Raw genomic sequence first — 15276 nt, 5'->3', positions numbered from 1 at the left:
GCAGGACCCCGCTCGCCGCCACGTCGGGCGGGACCCAGCTGGCCGCTGGGTCGGGCGGGACCCAGCTGGCCGCTAGGTCGGGCAGGACCCCGCTCGCCGGTCGCCGCCGCGTACGCCGTGACCGGCGGGCGGGCGCCAGTCGGAGCGCCGGGGCCGGATCGCCCCGCGCAGGTACAGGGCGTTGGCGGCCCGCCGCGCGAGGATGTCGAGGTGCGCGTCGAGCAGCGGCACCCGGGTGTCGGCCAGCTCGGTGCGTATCACCTGTACGAGGTGGTCGAGCAGCGGCAGCTCGGCCGGGTCGGCGGGCCGCTCGGGCGCGATCTCGCCACGGTGCAGTCCTGGCCGCCGGGGATCCTCCGGCTCCCCGCAGACGCGGCACTCCTCCTCGGCGTCGGGGTCGCCGGGGTCCTTCCAGGCGACGTAACGATGAGGCTGGACATGTGTCTCGTACATGACAATCACCTCGTACCCAGCCTAAAAGCCCCCTCTCCGCCCGGCCAGCACCGCAGCAGCCCCGGACGCCGGGATCGGGTCAGTCGCCCCCGTCGCCTCCATCGCCGCCGAAGCCGCCGCCTCCGCCTCCGCCCCCGTAGCTCGCGCCACCGCCGCCGTAGTCACTGCTCCTGCGACCGGAGTCAGCCGGGGTCAGGACGACAGCGAGCAGGAAAGCGAGGATGACGAAGACCACTCCCGCGAAATCGGAGTCCGGGTGTCCGATTCCGTAAAGGAAGTCGAAGAACATCAGCGGCACGATCAGCATCCACAGGTCCTTGCGCACGGCGACTTCCTCGGCCTGACGGGGGTTCCTCCTCGCCCTGGGCGGGGACGCAGGAGGGCCGGGACAGCCTGCGGGGAGGAGCCGCAGGCGGACGCGAAGTCTCCGATGAGCAGTTTTCCCACATGAGGGAGCGGCAACCGCCGGCAGCGCCAGGGTGAGGGGGCGGCGGGGCGAGCCGCGAGGGCGGGTCCCCGGAGCGGGTCAGGGCTTGGGGAGGCGGATCGACATGGCGTGGCGGAAGACGTCGCGCGGATCCCAGCGCGCCTTCACCCGCTGCAACCGGGCGTAGTTCCCGCCGTAGTAGAGGGTCGTCCACGGGACGCCGGAGGTGTTCCACTTCGGGTCGGCGTGGTCGATGTCGGGGTAGTTGATGTACGCGCCGCCGCAGTTCCCGCCCGGCACCGGCACGCCTCCGGTGGTCGCGTACAGGTCCCGGTGCAGCTCCCGCACCCACTGGAGCTGGGCGGCGCCGTCCTGGCCGTCCTGCCAGGAGGACAGGCAGATGACCTTGAGAATGGAGTCGCGCTCGGCGGTGGCGGTGGCGGCGGACGGCACGGTGTTGACCTGCCCGCCGTACGAGATGGCCCACAGCGTCCGCGGCATGGAGGCGGGCCTGCTGAGGTGGTCGTAGGCGACGTCGATCTGCCGGTCGGTGAAGCGCTTGCGCAGGTAGCTGGACTTGACCTTGAAGTGGCTGGACTGCTCGGCCTCGCTGAGCGCGAACGAGCGCACCGCGTGGTACCACGGCTGCCGCTCGATCGGCAGGACCGTCATGTCCGGCTTGACCCCTTCGGCCACGGCGGCGAAGAACGCCCGCATCTTCTTCTCGGCGTCGGGGACGGTGGCGTCCATCTGGCAGGCCAGCGTGATGCCGCCGGGGTCGGCCGCGTCGCTCTTGCCGTTGAGCATGAGCACGCCGAACAGCGAGGCGTACGGGGAGCCGGGATCGCTGTTGCGCTCGTGCCACTCGCCATGGTTGCGGACCAGCCTGCGGAACGACTCCTTCGTCATGCCCTTCCACGGCCAGTACGCGACGCCGGTGAGCAGCGCGGCGGGCGGCTTGGGCAGCAGCGTGGCGGGGTCGTTGCCCTTGACCTTCGGATCGCGCAGCCAGTAGCGGGTGACGATGCCGAAGTTGCCGCCCCCGGCTCCGGTGTGCGCCCACCACAGGTCGTGATGGGGGTCGCGCGGGTCGCGGGTGGCGACGACCGCGCGGGCCCGGCCCGACCGGTCCACCACCACGACCTCCACGGCGTGCAGGTAATCGACGGTGAGCCCGTACTTGCGGGACAGGGCGCCGTACCCGCCGCCCACGATGTGACCGCCGGCCGCCACGGTGCCGCACTGGCCGCCGGGCAGCGTCACGCCCCAGCCGAGGTGGAGCGTCCGGTACGCGTCCATCAGCGTCGCCCCTGGCTCGACGGCGAACGCGCCGCGCCGCTCGTCGAAGTACACCTTGTTCATCTCGCACATGTCGATGACGACCTGCGCGCCGTCGCCGACGAAGTTCTCGTAGCAGTGGCCGCCGCTGCGCACCGTCACCCGCTTGCCCGCGCGTACCGCGTCCCCGACGGCCTTGACCACCTGCTCGGTGGAGGTGACCACGTGGAAGTACTCGGGTTGGGGGCGGAAGCGCTGGTTCATGCCGCGCACGACGAGGTCCGCGTATCGCGGGTCCGGCTTCCCGACGCGGACGAGGCCGGGGTCCTTCCCCGTGGCGGTCGTGGCGGCGGCGGGCAGCGCCGGAAGCAGGCCCGCGGTGGCGGCCCCGCCGAGCACGGTCGTGCCGCCGAGCAGTCGCCGGCGCGTGACGTCACTCATATCTGCGACTCCTAGTGGTGAGGTGATCTCTCAGTGCCTCACCGACGCTAGGAGCGGCCCGCCGGCCGGGGAATGCACCTAAGTACACCCCCGGGCGTGCCTGATTGCACTCTTCCGCGGGTGCCTTGATGCAGGCGGCCGGGTGTAAGCGGTGTCTTGATGCGGGTGGCCGGTTGATACGCGGCGTCCTGGCGCAGGTGGCCGGTTGATACGCGGCGCCTTGACGCAGGTGGTCGGTCCCGGGCGGCGGGGGAGGAACGCGGGTGATCAGTCTTGGGCGGCGGGGGAGCGGCGGCGGCGTCCGCTGCGGCGCGGCGCGGGTTCGGCACCGGCGAGCAGCGCCAGCCGCCGCGCCTCGCCCTGCTCCTCCACCTGGAGCACGACCTGGCGCAGCCCGTCGGCCAGCGCCCGGCAGGTCTCGCCGTCGAGCCGGGAGGTGACGAACACCTCCTCGGCGTTGAAGGCGGGCAGCGACCGCCGCATGAACTCCTCGCCCGCGGCGGTCAGCCGGCAGAGCACGAGCCTGCCGTCGGTGGGATGGCGCAGCCGCCGGGCCAGCCCGCGCGACTCCAGCGTGCGCAGGACGCCGGTCAGCGTGCCCTTGGAGATGCCGGCCTCCTGGGCGACGTGGCGGCTCTCCGGCTCGCCCCACAGCCAGATCACCCACAGCACCACGAACGCGGTCCAGGTGAGATCGCCGCTGCCGCGCAGGACGGCGTTCTCCAGGTGCTGGCGTACGGCGGCCGCGGCGCGGTAGATGTTCGCCACCACGGCCATGCGCTCGCGGTCGATCGGCATGTCGCCGAGCCTGGCCTCGACCAGCTTCTCCGCCTCGGTGATCGACCGTTGCCCGGGCACGCGGCCCTCCCTATCGCCTGCGAGCGGAAATCCGGCTTCCGAAGTATAGGTCCAGCTTCAAGCCTTGCCCGTTCTGCCCGATTTCGCGGATCGCCGAACCGTTACGGCACTTCCAACGTCTTCAAGTAGAACGGGGGCTTATCGGAGTGAAAGGTGGACCGGACGAACATGATCATGCCGGAGACCGTGCTGGCGGGCCGCTACCGCTTGCTGTCGCGGCTGGGCAGCGGGGGACACGGCGAGGTCTGGCGGGCCCGGGACATCCTGCTCGATCGCGTCGTGGCGGTGAAGACCGTGCGGTCGGGGCTCGACGGCGACGCGGTGGCCCGCTTCCACGCCGAGGCCAGGGCGATGGCCACCGTCGAGCATCCCGGAGTGGTGGGGGTGTTCGACTACGGGATCGCCGACGTGGACGGGCGGCGCACGCCGTACCTGGTGATGAAATACCTCGACGGCGAGCCGCTGCACCTGCTGCTCGAGCGCAGGGGGCGCATCTCGGCGGGTGCGACGCTCGACCTCGTCGCCCAGACCGCCGAGGCGCTGCAGGCCGCGCACGACAACGGCGTGGTGCACCGGGACGTCAAACCGGCCAACCTCATCGTCAAGGCCGACGGCAGCGTCGTGCTGACCGACTTCGGCATCGCCCGCGCCGCCGAGGGGCACAAGCTGACCGCCTCCGGCATCGTGCTGGGCACCGCCACCTACTGCGCGCCCGAGCAGGCCGAAGGCGCAGAGCCGAGCGCCGCCATGGACGTGTACGCGCTGGGCGTGGTCGCGTACGAGTGCCTGGCGGGACGGCCGCCGTTCCGCGGCGAGAACGCGGTCGCGATCGCGCTCCAGCACGTCCATGACCCGCCGCCGCCGCTGCCCGGCGACGTGCCCGCGGCGGTCGCGGAGGTCGTGATGCGCGCCCTGGCCAAGGACCCGGCGGCCCGCTGGCCCAGCGCCGCCGCCATGGCCGCGGCGGCCCGCGCCCTGTCCGCCCAGGTGAGCGGCGACTCGCCGCTGACCGACGGCTTCCCCGTCCCCGGCCAGCGCACGGAGACCGCGTCAGCGGCGAGCCCGCGCGACGGCGCCCCTGAGACGGCCGCACGCCCGGCGGAGCCGCAGGGCGGCGCCCCGGACCGGGCGGCCGGGACACGCGGCGGTGCGGGCGCGGCCAGGGGCCCGGCGGGACCGCGCGGCGGAGGCGCGGAGCCGGCGGGGAGAGCGGCCGACGGGACGACCCGCGCCCGGGCCAGGAGCCGTGAGCGGGCAGGAAGCCGGAAGCGGGCGGCGGCCACCGCGGGCGCGCTGGCCGGCGCCGCGATCGCGGCCGCCGCCGCGTGGGCGCTGCTGCCGGACGACGCGCGTACGCCGGCGCAGGCCGGAGCCGAGGTGACGGCGGAGGCGTCCCGCCCGGCCGACCCCACGCCCGACTTCGTGACGAACACGAAGGAGCCCGAGCCGAGCGAGACCCCGAAGACCTCGCGGACCACCACGTCCCCGTCCCCTGAGCCCGCCGACCCCACGCCCACCCCGGCGGAGGGCGCGATCGTGGGCGGCATCCGGTACGCGGGCGCGTCCGCGCCCAAGGAGTACCAGCCCGGCCTGGTCGAGGTCTTCAACGACAAGGGCAAGCGCGTGACCGGCCGGCGCGCCGACCGCGACGGCTATCGCTTCTCGCTGCTCCCCGGCGGATACCGCCTCCAGACGCTGCTCGGCGGCACCAAGTGCTGGACGCTCGCCAAGGTCAAGGCGGACGAGACCACCAAGGCCGACCTGACCTGCCGCATGCCGAAGCCGGAGGAGCCGCCGTTCCTGGGCGCCGCCGTGCGCGACGCGGCCGGTGACGCCAGGCCGGGCGGTCCAGGTGCGGGCACGCCGCCCGCGTACGCGGACCTGACGGCGGCGGTGGCCAAGGGCGGCGAGGACAGCGTGCGGCTGGAGTGGCTCACCGGCGGTGCCGTCCCGGCCGAGCCTCCGGCGGAGGGCGCCGGGGAGAGCCGCTGGACCGCCACGTTCACCCAGTCGGGGGAGAGCGCGACGGTGACGCTCACGGGTGCCAAGGGCGCGTGGACCGTCGTGGCGTTCGGCAAGGAGGTGACCGCCAAGCCGGCGTTCGCGGGGACGGGCGTCGCGGTCACGCTCGACCGGGCGACGCTGGAGTCCGCGCCGATCGATCTCACCAAGCCGTACGAGGTGAGCGCCGCCGCCACCGTGACCGTGGGCGCGCACACCTGGACGGACACCGCCCCCTGATCGACACCGGCCCCTGATCGACACCGCCCCCTGACGGACGAGAGCGAGGCGGGCTACAGCGCGCGGCCGAGCAGCGCGACGAAGGCCGCGATGCGCTCCTCGTCGCGCCGGTAGTGCGTCCACTTGCCGATCCGGGTGGAGCGCACCAGCCCGGCGCGTTCGAGCGAGGCCATGTAGGACGACACGGTCGACTGCGCGAGCCCGGTCTTGGCCTGGATGTGGCTGACGCACACGCCGGCCTCGTGCGGGTCGGCGATGCCCTCGGCCACGGGGAAGTGCCGTTCGGGCTCGCGCAACCAGGACAGCACCTGCAGGCGCACGGGATTGGCGAGCGCCTTGAACACGTCGATCAGGTCGAGCTGCGGTTCTGTGCGGGCGGTCATGGGCGGTCCAGAAGAACGACAATTCGCAAAGTCTCGTCAGGATACCGGCACCGAGCAGGAGGGCGGAGCACGGCCGTGACCTCGGCACGCTGACGCCATAAGTCAGCATGTCTATACATAGGAATGATATTGAGGTACAACCGGGGCGAGCCTGTTGGTGCTGGAGGTGCCCTGTGAGACGTACCCCGATCGTGCTGGCCCTGCTAGGAGCGCTCGCCATCAGCGGCTGTTCCTCTTCCTCTTCCCCTTCTTCCGGAGGCGAGAGCGCCCCGCCCGCCTCCGCCGCGCAGGCGGGCGACGCCACCTACGCCGTGATCACCCACGCCGCCGCCGGAGACTCGTTCTGGGACGTGGTCAAGAACGGTGCGGAGGCCGCGGGCAAGGAGTACGGCGTGACCGTCACCTACCAGGGCGACGACGACCCGGCCAGGCAGTCACAGCTCATCGACCAGGCCGTGTCCGAGCAGGTGGACGGCATCGTCGTCTCCATGGCCAACCCCGACGCGCTCAAGGAGGCCATCGGCAAGGCCGTCGCGGCCGAGATCCCGGTGGTGACCATCAACTCGGGCGCCGACTTCTCCAAGGAGTTCGGCGCGATCACCCACGTCGGCCAGTCGGAGGACGTCGCCGGGCGCGGCGCCGGCGAGCAGCTCAAGGCGGCCGGCGTCACCAAGCTGCTGTGCGTGATCCACGAGGCCGGCAACGTCGGGCTCGACCAGCGCTGCAAGGGCGCGGAGGAGACGCTCGGCGGCACGGTCGAGCGGCTGCAGGTGAACGTGAGCAACCTGGCCGACGTCACCTCGAAGGTCGCCGCCAAGCTGCAGACCGACAAGCAGGTCAACGGCGTGCTCGCGCTCAACCCCGCCGTCGCGGTGGCCGCCAGGGACGCCATCAAGGACGCGGGCTCGCAGGCGAAGCTGGCCACGTTCGACCTGTCGGCCGACGTGGTGAGCGCGATCAACGACGGCGACATCCTCTTCGCCGTGGACCAGCAGCAGTACCTGCAGGGTTACCTGCCGATCACGTTCCTCCACCTGTACAAGTCCAACCTCAACACGGTCGGCGGCGGGCTGCCGGTCAACACCGGGCCCGGGTTCGTCACCAAGGAGAACGCCGCGCAGGTGGCCGAGCTGGCGGAGGCGGGCACGCGATGACGGCGGTGGCGGACGAGCGGGTGGCGAAGGCCGGGCTGGCCCGCCGCCTGCTCATCAGGCCGGAGCTCGGCGCGGTGGTCGGCCTGGTGCTGGTGTTCGCGTTCTTCGCCGCGCAGTCGGCGGTGTTCCGCTCGCCCGACGGCATCGCCAACTGGCTCGACCCGGCCGCGACGCTCGGCATCATGGCGGTCGCGGTGGCGCTGCTGATGATCGGCGGCGAGTTCGACCTGTCGGCGGGCGTGCTGACGGGGACGAGCGGGCTCGTGCTGGTGACGCTGGCCACCAGGTTCGGCTTCAACGTCTGGACGGCCATGCTGGCCGGGCTGGTCGTGGCGCTGGCGATCGGGTTCGCCAACGGCATCGTGGTCACCAGGACCAAGCTGCCCAGCTTCATCGTGACGCTGGGCACGTTCCTCATGCTCCAAGGCGTCAATCTGGGCGTCACCAAGGCGATCACCGGAACCGTGCAGGTCAGCGGGCTGCGCAGGGCCGAGGGGTTCGAGCTCGCCAACGCGATCTTCGCCGGCACCATCGACATCGGCGGCACCTCGTTCCGGGTGGCGATCCTGTGGTGGATCGCGGTGACGGCGGTGGCGACCTGGGTGCTCATGCGCACGCGGGCGGGCAACTGGATCTTCGCCGTCGGCGGCAACGAGCAGGCGGCGCGGGCGGTGGGCGTGCCGGCCGCCCGTACGAAGATCGCGCTGTTCATGACGACGGCGTTCGCCGCCTGGCTGGTCGGCTCGATCCTGGCGCTGCGCTACACGTCGGTGCAGGCCAACATCGGCATCGGCCAGGAGTTCATCTACATCATCGCGGCCGTCATCGGCGGCTGCCTGCTCACCGGCGGCTACGGCTCGGCGATCGGTGCCGCCATCGGCGCGCTGATCTTCGGGATGGCCGACAAGGGCATCGTGTTCCTGGGCTGGGACGCCGACTGGTTCACCTTCTTCCTGGGCGCGATGCTGCTGCTCGCGACGCTGGCCAACCGCCTGGTCCGGCGCTATGCCGAGGAGGTGCGGCATTGACACCGATCCTGCAGACGCGCGGCATCGGCAAGACGTTCGGCTCGGTGCTCGCGCTGCGCGAGGTGTCCATGAGCGTGTCGGCCGGGCAGGTCGTCTGCGTGCTCGGCGACAACGGCGCGGGGAAGTCCACGCTCATCAAGATCCTGTCGGGGGTGCACCAGCACGACTCTGGCCAGTACCTGGTGGACGGCCAGGAGGTGCGGCTGACCGGCCCGCGCGACGCGCTCGATCGCGGCATCGCCACCGTCTACCAGGACCTGGCGATGATCCCGCTCATGTCGGTCTGGCGGAACTTCTTCCTCGGCTCCGAGCCGCGCAAGGGCCTGGCGTTCGACGTGGCCAAGGCCCGCAAAGTGGCGCGCGAGGAGCTGCGCGCGATGGGCATCGACATCCGCGACGTGGACCAGCCGGTCGGCACGCTGTCGGGCGGCGAGCGTCAGTCGGTCGCCATCGCCAGGGCCGTGTACTTCGGTGCGCGCGTGCTCATCCTCGACGAGCCGACATCGGCGCTCGGCGTGAAGCAGGCGGGGGTGGTGCTGCGCTACATCGCCCGCGCCCGCGATCGGGGGCTCGGCGTGATCTTCATCACGCACAACCCGCACCACGCCTATCCGGTGGGCGACCGCTTCCTGCTGCTGAACCGGGGCACCTGCATCGGCGATTACGCCAAAGCGGACATAACCCCTCAAGAGCTGACATCGCTCATGGCGGGCGGTGCGGAGCTGGCGGAGCTCGAGCACGAGCTGCGGCGCGAATGAGGATGATCCGCGTCACTTTCGCGGGTGTGAATGGTGGCGTGCGTCACTCCGGGCGTTGACATTCGCTGTGGTGCACGTCACTCGACACCGGCGTGCGCAAATGTGGTCTGCGTCACGCCACACCATCGCTGACCTGGAACTTTACGCAAACGCCGGAATTTACAGGGATTGTCAGGAGTGATTTGGCCAACATTTGGGATGATCTCGCGGTCGATCATGGCTTATGGCAGGCAGAGTTCATCGAACATGCCGAACACGACAGAAAGGTGTGATCGTCATGACCACGACCGCGACGGGTCGAGTCGTTCTGGAGCAGGCCGCTCAGGAGTTCGTTGAGGCCACCGCGAACCCGCCCTTCCTCTACCAGGTCCCGGTCGAGCAGGGCCGTGCGACGGTGGAGCAGGTCCAGTCCGGCGAGGGCGTCGAGAAGCCCGAGATCGACGAAGAGTGGATCAAGGTCGAGGGCGGCCCGACCGGGTCGGTGCCGGTGCGGATCGTCAAGCCGAAGGGCGCCACCGGCACGCTTCCGGTGATCATCTACATCCACGGCGCCGGATGGGTCTTCGGCTCGGCCAACACCCACGACCGCCTCGTCCGCGAGCTGGCGGTCCGTTCGAACGCCGCGGTCGTCTTCGTCGAGTACGACCGGGCGCCGGAGAAGAAGTACCCGACGCAGATCGAGCAGAACTACGCCGCCGCCCAGTGGGTCGTGAAGCACGGCGCCGAGAAGGGCCTCGACGCCTCCCGCGTGGTGGTCGCCGGTGACTCGGTCGGTGGCAACATGTCGATCGTGCTCGCCCTCATGGCCAAGGAGCGCGGTGACGTCGAGCTCAACGGCCTGCTGGCGTTCTACCCCGTGACGGACGCGAGCTTCGACAACGGCTCCTACGAGCAGTTCGCCACCGGCTACTTCCTGCACCGCGAGGGCATGAAGTGGTTCTGGGACCAGTACACGACCGACCCCGAGGAGCGGGCGAACCCGCACGCCTCCCCGCTGCGGGCCAGCGCCGAGCAGCTGCGCACCCTGCCGCCCACGCTCGTCATCACCGGCGAGGCCGACGTGCTCCGCGACGAGGGCGAGGCGTTCGCCGCCAAGCTCCGCGAGGCCGGTGGCGACGTGACCGCCGTGCGCTTCGGCGGGATCGTGCACGACTTCGTGATGCTGGACACGCTGCGCAACACCAACGCCGCCAAGGGCGCCCTGGAGCTCGCCACCAGCAAGCTCCGCGAGTGGCTGAAGACCGCGCGGTAAGGACGCGGGCCATGATGCTCTGGCCGGTGCCTCTCCCGGATGGTGCTGACACCCGGGCGAGTGACCGGCGGGCGGACCGCCCTGCCGGGGCGGTCCGCTCAATCTCAGAGCGGGGCGGACCTCAGGGGAGCTGGTCGCACAGCTCCCCACGTGTTAACTCCACGTAACAGTGAAGTTAACTCCGTCCTCTAGGGAGTTTACATGACCGCCGCAGGTGCGCGGACGCTGCCCATCGGGGCGGCGTTCGACCATATGCCGTTCACCCGCCGGCACGTGCTCATCGGGCTCGCGCTGTTCATCGCGTTCGTCATCGAGTCGTGGGAGCAGCTCGCTCTCGTCTACGTCTCCGGCGACCTCGGTGTGCGGCTCGGTATCGGCGAGGCGGGCATCGGCGTGGTGCTGTCGGCGGTCGCGTTCGGGATGATCCCCGGCGTTCTGGTGTGGGGGCCGGTGGCCGACAGGATCGGCCGCCGGCCCACCGCGTTCTGGTCGCTGCTGGGGTACGGGGTGCTCGCGCTGGTCTCGGCCTTCGCCACCAGCGCGGAGATGCTGGTGGCGGTGCGGGTGGCCTCGGGGCTGGCGCTGGCCGGCATCTACACGATCACGTTCCCGTACTTCCTGGAACTGCTGCCGACCCGGCACCGGGGCCGGGCGGCGGTCTACCTGTCGATCGGCTGGCCCATCGGCATGCTGACCGCCATCGGCGCGGCCGTGCTCCTCGGCGACCTCGGCTGGCGCGTGGTGGTGATCGCCAGCGCGGTGGCCGGGCTGTGGGCGTTCGCGGTGCGCGGATGGGTGCCGGAGTCGCCGTACTGGCTGGCCGCGCGCGGCAGGCATGAGCAGGCACGGGCGGTGCTGCGCGAGCTGCGCAGCCCCGACGCCGAGGCCACCTTCACCGTGGCCGGCGAGCGCGCGGGCCTGCCGCTCGATCTGTTCGGCAGCGGCCTCGCCCGGATCACCGTGGTCATGCTGGCGCTCAACTTCGTTTTCAGCTGGGGCTACTGGGGGCTGCAAGCATGGCTGCCGACGCTGCTGCAGGAGCGCGGGCTGACGCTGTCGGCCTCGCTCGGGTTCGCGGCGCTGAGCGCGCTCATGATGATCCCCGGCTACGTCAGCGCCTCCCTGCTGACCGGCCGCTACGGCCGTAAGAAGGTCTTCCTCGCGTACGTGGCCGCCGCCGCCCTGGGCGGCCTGTGGTTCGCCACCGCCTCCTCCACGACCGGCCTGTACCTCGGCAACTTCGTGCTGTCGTTCTTCAGCCTCGGCGCCTGGGGCGTGTGGAACACCTGGAACGGCGAGTTCTATCCGACCAGGCTGCGCGGCACCGGCTACTCGTGGGCCACGGCGGCGCAGCTCGTGGCCACCACCGTGGCGCCGGCGGCGGTGGGTGCGTTGCTCGCGGCCGCCACGGGCTTCACGGCTACCATGCTGATCATCAACGCGTTCATGGTGGCCACGGCGCTGCTCGCGCTGCCGCTGCCCGAGACGGAAGGACGCGAGCTGGAGTGATCCTCGGCGTCGCGCTTGAGGAGGCGGCGGGCGGGCAGGGCCCCGCTCCCGTGCTGGTCGCGGCGGGCGAGGGCGGGCCGATGTGGCCGGTGTCGCGGGCGGCGGCGCGTACGGCGGCCCGCGTGTGCGTGGCGCTCGACCTCACCGACGCCCCGACGGCGCCGGTCGCCGCCATCCGGGTGGGCGGGCCCTGCCCCGAGGCGCTGCGCCCCGTGGCCGACCCCGGCGTGGCGACCATCGTGCGCGGCGGCCACAGCCTGACGGGACGGCGGCTCGCGCCGCTGGACACCGAGGCCGTCCGGCGCTTCGCGGCCGGATGCGGGCTGCTCGACTTCGCGGTGACCGCGACCGGGTCGCCCGTCCTGCCCGAGCACGAGCTGGAGGTCGCCGCGATCATCATGGCCGAGGTGCCGCAGGCGCGCATCACGCTGTCGTACGAGTTCGGCCACCCCGGGCTGCGCGAGCGGGAGGCCCAGGCCATCCGCAACACCGCCCTGTCGGCGGAGGCGGACCGCATCGCCGGCGACGTGGCGAGAGAACTGCCCGGCGTGCCCGCCTACTTCGCGCGATCGGACGGCGGGCTGGTGTCGGCGAGCTACTTCCGCCGCTTCCCGCTGGCCTGCGACCTGGGCGCGACGGCGAGCCGCGAGCGGGGCCGCGCCGAGCTGGGGCCCGACGTGCCCGACGGAGTGGCGGCGGCGTACGGCGCCGCACGCGGCCAGCCGGTCGCGCTGGTGGAGCGGATCGTGCAGGCGCGCGGCAGGGCCGAGCTGGAGCGCGTGCTGCAGGACGCCAGGGACGAGGCGCTGACCCGGGTGGTCAGCGCCGGAGCCGCGCCCGGGTCGGCCAGGATCGCCGAGACGACGGTGAACCCGCTGTCGTACCTGCCCGACGGGCTGTACCGGGTGCGGGTGACCGCGGGCGGGCAGCTGTGGCCCGCCTGATCGATCGCGACGGGCTGAGCCGGTTCTCGGCCGGGTCGCGGGTGCTCGCGACGGGGGCGGCGGAGTCGTCGTTCAACCTGTCGCTGGACTGGGCGCGCTCGGCCATCGGCGACGGGGTGGAGCTGGTCGCGGCGGACGAGCTGCCCGCCGAAACGAGATGCGTGGCCATCACGCTGGTCGGTTCGACGACCGCGCTGGGCGAGCAGATCCCGGCGGGCGACGAGCCCGAGCGGGCGGTGCGGGCGCTGGAGCGGCGGCTGGGCGAGCCGGTCGGCGCGGTGGTGGCGCTGAACCTGGCCGCCGAGAACGCGCTGTTCCCGCTGATCACGGCCGCCGGGCTGGGCGTGCCGCTGGTGGACGGCGACGGAACCGGGCGGGTGTTCCCGCTGGTGGAGCAGACCACGTACACGCTGGGCGGGGTGAACGTGGCGCCGCTCGCGCTGGCCGGCGGCTCCGGCGAGCTGGTGGTGCTGGAGACGGCCGCCGACCGGGTGGAGGAGCTGCTGCGCCCCGTGGTGCTGTCGGTCGGCGGCTGGGGAGTCGCCGCCTGCTACCCGATGACGGCCCGCGACCTGGTCAAGGTCGTGGTGCCGGGGACGGTGAGCCTGCTCATGCGGGCGGGCGAGCCCGGCGTGCCGCGCTCGGCGGCGGCCCCGTACGGCGCGCGCACGCTCTGCCGGGGCCGCATCCTGGCCGTGGAGGGCGGCACCGGGCACGGCCCCACCGTGGGACTGCCGTCGCAGCCGTCGTCCATCGTGATCCGCGAGTCCGAGGGGCTGCGCCGCCTGGTACGCCTGGAGGCGCACAACGAGGTGGTGCTGGCGCTCGCCGACGGCGCCGTGGTGGCGACCGTTCCTGACCAGATCTGCATGATCTCCACCACCGGCGGCATGGTGGTGGACGTGGACAACGCCGAGCCCGGCCTGGAGGTGGAGATCATGGTGGTGCGGGCGGCGCCGGTGTGGCACTCCGAGCGGGGCCTGGCCCTGGGCGGGCCGCGCGCGTTCGGGATGCCGCTGTGAGCGGCGTGCGCGCGGCCGGCTGGGAGGCCCCCGTCACGGTGGCCGAGCTGGTCAACGCGGGACCGCTGGCCGGAGCCCGCATGTACGGCGCGGGCGAGCACTCCGTACGCGGCGTGCGCATCGTCGACGAGCTGTCGGTCTTCGCGACCGTCGCGCCGCACACGGCGGTCGTGCTGACCGGGCCCGCGGCCGGCGGCGGATGGGCGATCGAGATGGCCATGCGCCGCGCCTGGGAGCAGGCCGCGGCCTGCGTCATCGCGCCGTCGGGCGGGCTCAGCGAGGGCTCGGGCAAGGTGCTCGCCGAGCGGCTCGGCGTCACGCTGGTCTTCGTGGACGAGGACCCGCTGCTGGTCGCGCTGCGGGTGGCGTCGGCGGCCTCACGTCCCGACGCGGCGCGTACGCAGCTCGTGGCCCGCTGCGCGACCCGGCTGGCGGAGGCGGGCCCGTCCGCGCGTCGGGTGCTCGGCGTGCTGAACGCCGAGCTGCCCGGCACCGCCGTGGCCTTCCTCGACCGGTACGGTCTGCCGCTCGCGGGCCGCCGCGACGCCGGCGAACCCGCGTCGGGGCGCGGCCGGTGGTCGGCCGAGGTGGAGGTGCCCGGCCTGGCCGGCGAGGCGCTGGGCCGGCTGGTGGCGTCGGGCTCGTCCCGCTCGCCCGGGTGGCCCGCGGTCGTGCGTACGGTGCTGGACCTCGCGGTGGCGCCGCTGACGGCGTGGGCGGCCGGGGAGCGGCTGCACGCCTCGCGCGAGTTCGCGCTGCAGGCGTCGCTCGCCGAGCGCCTGCTCAAAGCCGCCAAGCAGCCCGCCACCGACGCGGACGGCGAGCAGGAGGAACGCGCGGCGGCCGTCGCGCTCGGCTGGCAGGTGCAGGGTCCGCTGACCGCCTACCACGTACGCCCGAACGAGGACGGCGCCCCGGCGCAGACCGACCCCGCCTCGGCCGCCGTGCTCATCACGGCCTCGCTCGGTCAGGTGCCGGTGCTCATGCGGGGCGGCGGCTGGGCGGGCTGGTCGGCGCTGCCCCCGCAGGACGTCGCCGAGCGGCTGCGGCGCTGCCTGCCCGCCATGCCGTGGCCGGCCGCCGCGGGCGTCGGCACCCAGGTCAACGGGCTGGCCGCGGCGGAGGAGTCGCTGCTGGGCGCGCAGGCGGCGGCATTCGTCGCCGGTCCCGGCACGGTGGCGCGGGCCGACCGCATGGGCCCCGCCGAACTGCTGGGCGCGCTGCCGGTCGCCGGGCTTCAGGCCCCGGCGGCGGTCGTGCTGCGCCCGCTGCTGGCCGTCGACAAGGACGGCACGCTGCTGGAGACGCTGGCCGCGCTGCTCGACGAAGGAGGCGCGCTGCGCGCCGCGGAACGGCTCGGCGTCCACCGCAACACGATCACCACCCGGCTGGAGCGGATCAAGGCGGCCGGGTTCGACCTCGACGACCCGACCACGCGGCTCGCTCTGCAACTCGCGTGCCACGTCGTCCGGAGATCATCGGGTACGTCGCACGCGACGCCGGCATGACATGCTCGTAGCAGCGGCAG

14 protein-coding genes are annotated in these 15276 nt (G+C 72.7%); 9 read left to right on the top strand and 5 right to left on the bottom strand.

Annotated elements, in window-relative coordinates:
• Nucleotides 1–72 precede the first annotated feature (72 nt).
• From ACFMQL_RS40075 to ACFMQL_RS40060, 4 genes are all read right to left on the bottom strand, one after another.
• Nucleotides 73–453 carry a hypothetical protein gene (locus tag ACFMQL_RS40075; RefSeq protein WP_364065023.1) on the bottom strand — a complete coding sequence of 127 codons (381 nt, stop codon included), beginning with the start codon at nt 451–453 and terminating at the stop codon, nt 73–75.
• Between the two features lie 79 nt (nt 454–532).
• Entirely contained in the window at nt 533–778 is a 246-nt protein-coding gene (locus ACFMQL_RS40070; RefSeq protein WP_364065019.1) for a hypothetical protein, read from the bottom strand.
• A 201-nt stretch (nt 779–979) separates the two neighbouring features.
• Entirely contained in the window at nt 980–2599 is a 1620-nt protein-coding gene (locus ACFMQL_RS40065; RefSeq protein WP_378789971.1) for an FAD-binding oxidoreductase, read from the bottom strand.
• Between the two features lie 267 nt (nt 2600–2866).
• Complete coding sequence (locus ACFMQL_RS40060) at nt 2867–3457, bottom strand: MarR family transcriptional regulator (protein ID WP_364065014.1); 591 nt, start codon at nt 3455–3457, stop codon at nt 2867–2869.
• 153 nt (nt 3458–3610) lie between these two features.
• Here ACFMQL_RS40060 and ACFMQL_RS40055 point away from each other — a divergent pair, with 153 nt between their 5' ends.
• Entirely contained in the window at nt 3611–5698 is a 2088-nt protein-coding gene (locus ACFMQL_RS40055) for a protein kinase (RefSeq protein ID WP_378789969.1), read from the top strand.
• Between the two features lie 53 nt (nt 5699–5751).
• Here ACFMQL_RS40055 and ACFMQL_RS40050 read toward each other — a convergent pair whose 3' ends face one another.
• Complete coding sequence (locus ACFMQL_RS40050; RefSeq protein ID WP_364065008.1) at nt 5752–6081, bottom strand: metalloregulator ArsR/SmtB family transcription factor; 330 nt, start codon at nt 6079–6081, stop codon at nt 5752–5754.
• A gap of 173 nt (nt 6082–6254) precedes the next feature.
• Here ACFMQL_RS40050 and ACFMQL_RS40045 point away from each other — a divergent pair, with 173 nt between their 5' ends.
• From ACFMQL_RS40045 to ACFMQL_RS40010, 8 genes are all read left to right on the top strand, one after another.
• A complete protein-coding gene (locus tag ACFMQL_RS40045) occupies nt 6255–7235 on the top strand; it encodes a sugar ABC transporter substrate-binding protein (protein ID WP_364065005.1) in 981 nt (326 codons plus the stop codon).
• Complete coding sequence (locus ACFMQL_RS40040; protein WP_364065002.1) at nt 7232–8263, top strand: ABC transporter permease; 1032 nt, start codon at nt 7232–7234, stop codon at nt 8261–8263. Before ACFMQL_RS40045 ends, ACFMQL_RS40040 begins: the two co-directional genes overlap by 4 nt.
• Nucleotides 8260–9021 carry an ATP-binding cassette domain-containing protein gene (locus tag ACFMQL_RS40035; RefSeq protein WP_364065000.1) on the top strand — a complete coding sequence of 254 codons (762 nt, stop codon included), beginning with the start codon at nt 8260–8262 and terminating at the stop codon, nt 9019–9021. The genes ACFMQL_RS40040 and ACFMQL_RS40035 overlap by 4 nt, the downstream gene beginning before the upstream one ends.
• A gap of 277 nt (nt 9022–9298) precedes the next feature.
• Nucleotides 9299–10273, top strand: coding sequence for an alpha/beta hydrolase (locus tag ACFMQL_RS40030; RefSeq protein WP_364064997.1), 975 nt, complete (start codon nt 9299–9301; stop codon nt 10271–10273).
• Between the two features lie 201 nt (nt 10274–10474).
• Nucleotides 10475–11782 carry an MFS transporter gene (locus ACFMQL_RS40025; protein WP_378789966.1) on the top strand — a complete coding sequence of 436 codons (1308 nt, stop codon included), beginning with the start codon at nt 10475–10477 and terminating at the stop codon, nt 11780–11782.
• Entirely contained in the window at nt 11779–12726 is a 948-nt protein-coding gene (locus ACFMQL_RS40020; RefSeq protein WP_378789964.1) for a hypothetical protein, read from the top strand. Before ACFMQL_RS40025 ends, ACFMQL_RS40020 begins: the two co-directional genes overlap by 4 nt.
• Nucleotides 12714–13748 carry a DUF917 domain-containing protein gene (locus tag ACFMQL_RS40015; RefSeq protein ID WP_364064988.1) on the top strand — a complete coding sequence of 345 codons (1035 nt, stop codon included), beginning with the start codon at nt 12714–12716 and terminating at the stop codon, nt 13746–13748. The genes ACFMQL_RS40020 and ACFMQL_RS40015 overlap by 13 nt, the downstream gene beginning before the upstream one ends.
• The gene (locus ACFMQL_RS40010) at nt 13745–15256 is read left to right on the top strand and encodes a helix-turn-helix domain-containing protein (RefSeq protein ID WP_364064985.1); all 1512 of its coding nucleotides are present in this window, start codon (nt 13745–13747) and stop codon (nt 15254–15256) included. Before ACFMQL_RS40015 ends, ACFMQL_RS40010 begins: the two co-directional genes overlap by 4 nt.
• Nucleotides 15257–15276 lie beyond the last annotated feature (20 nt).

This window comes from Nonomuraea fastidiosa (genome assembly GCF_042751225.1).
Taxonomy (GTDB): Bacteria; Actinomycetota; Actinomycetes; order Streptosporangiales; family Streptosporangiaceae; genus Nonomuraea; species Nonomuraea fastidiosa.
The sequence above is the reverse complement of the archived record's forward strand: the minus strand, read 5'-3'. Positions and strand labels throughout refer to the sequence as shown.

Excerpts from the sequence above, each read along its gene's own strand:
- ACFMQL_RS40075 (WP_364065023.1), bottom strand. The coding sequence starts at position 453 with ATGTACGAGACACATGTCCAGCCTCATCGTTACGTCGCCTGGAAGGAC.
- ACFMQL_RS40065 (WP_378789971.1), bottom strand. The coding sequence starts at position 2,599 with ATGAGTGACGTCACGCGCCGGCGACTGCTCGGCGGCACGACCGTGCTC.
- ACFMQL_RS40050 (WP_364065008.1), bottom strand. The coding sequence starts at position 6,081 with ATGACCGCCCGCACAGAACCGCAGCTCGACCTGATCGACGTGTTCAAG.
- ACFMQL_RS40040 (WP_364065002.1), top strand. The coding sequence starts at position 7,232 with ATGACGGCGGTGGCGGACGAGCGGGTGGCGAAGGCCGGGCTGGCCCGC.
- ACFMQL_RS40030 (WP_364064997.1), top strand. The coding sequence starts at position 9,299 with ATGACCACGACCGCGACGGGTCGAGTCGTTCTGGAGCAGGCCGCTCAG.
- ACFMQL_RS40025 (WP_378789966.1), top strand. The coding sequence starts at position 10,475 with ATGACCGCCGCAGGTGCGCGGACGCTGCCCATCGGGGCGGCGTTCGAC.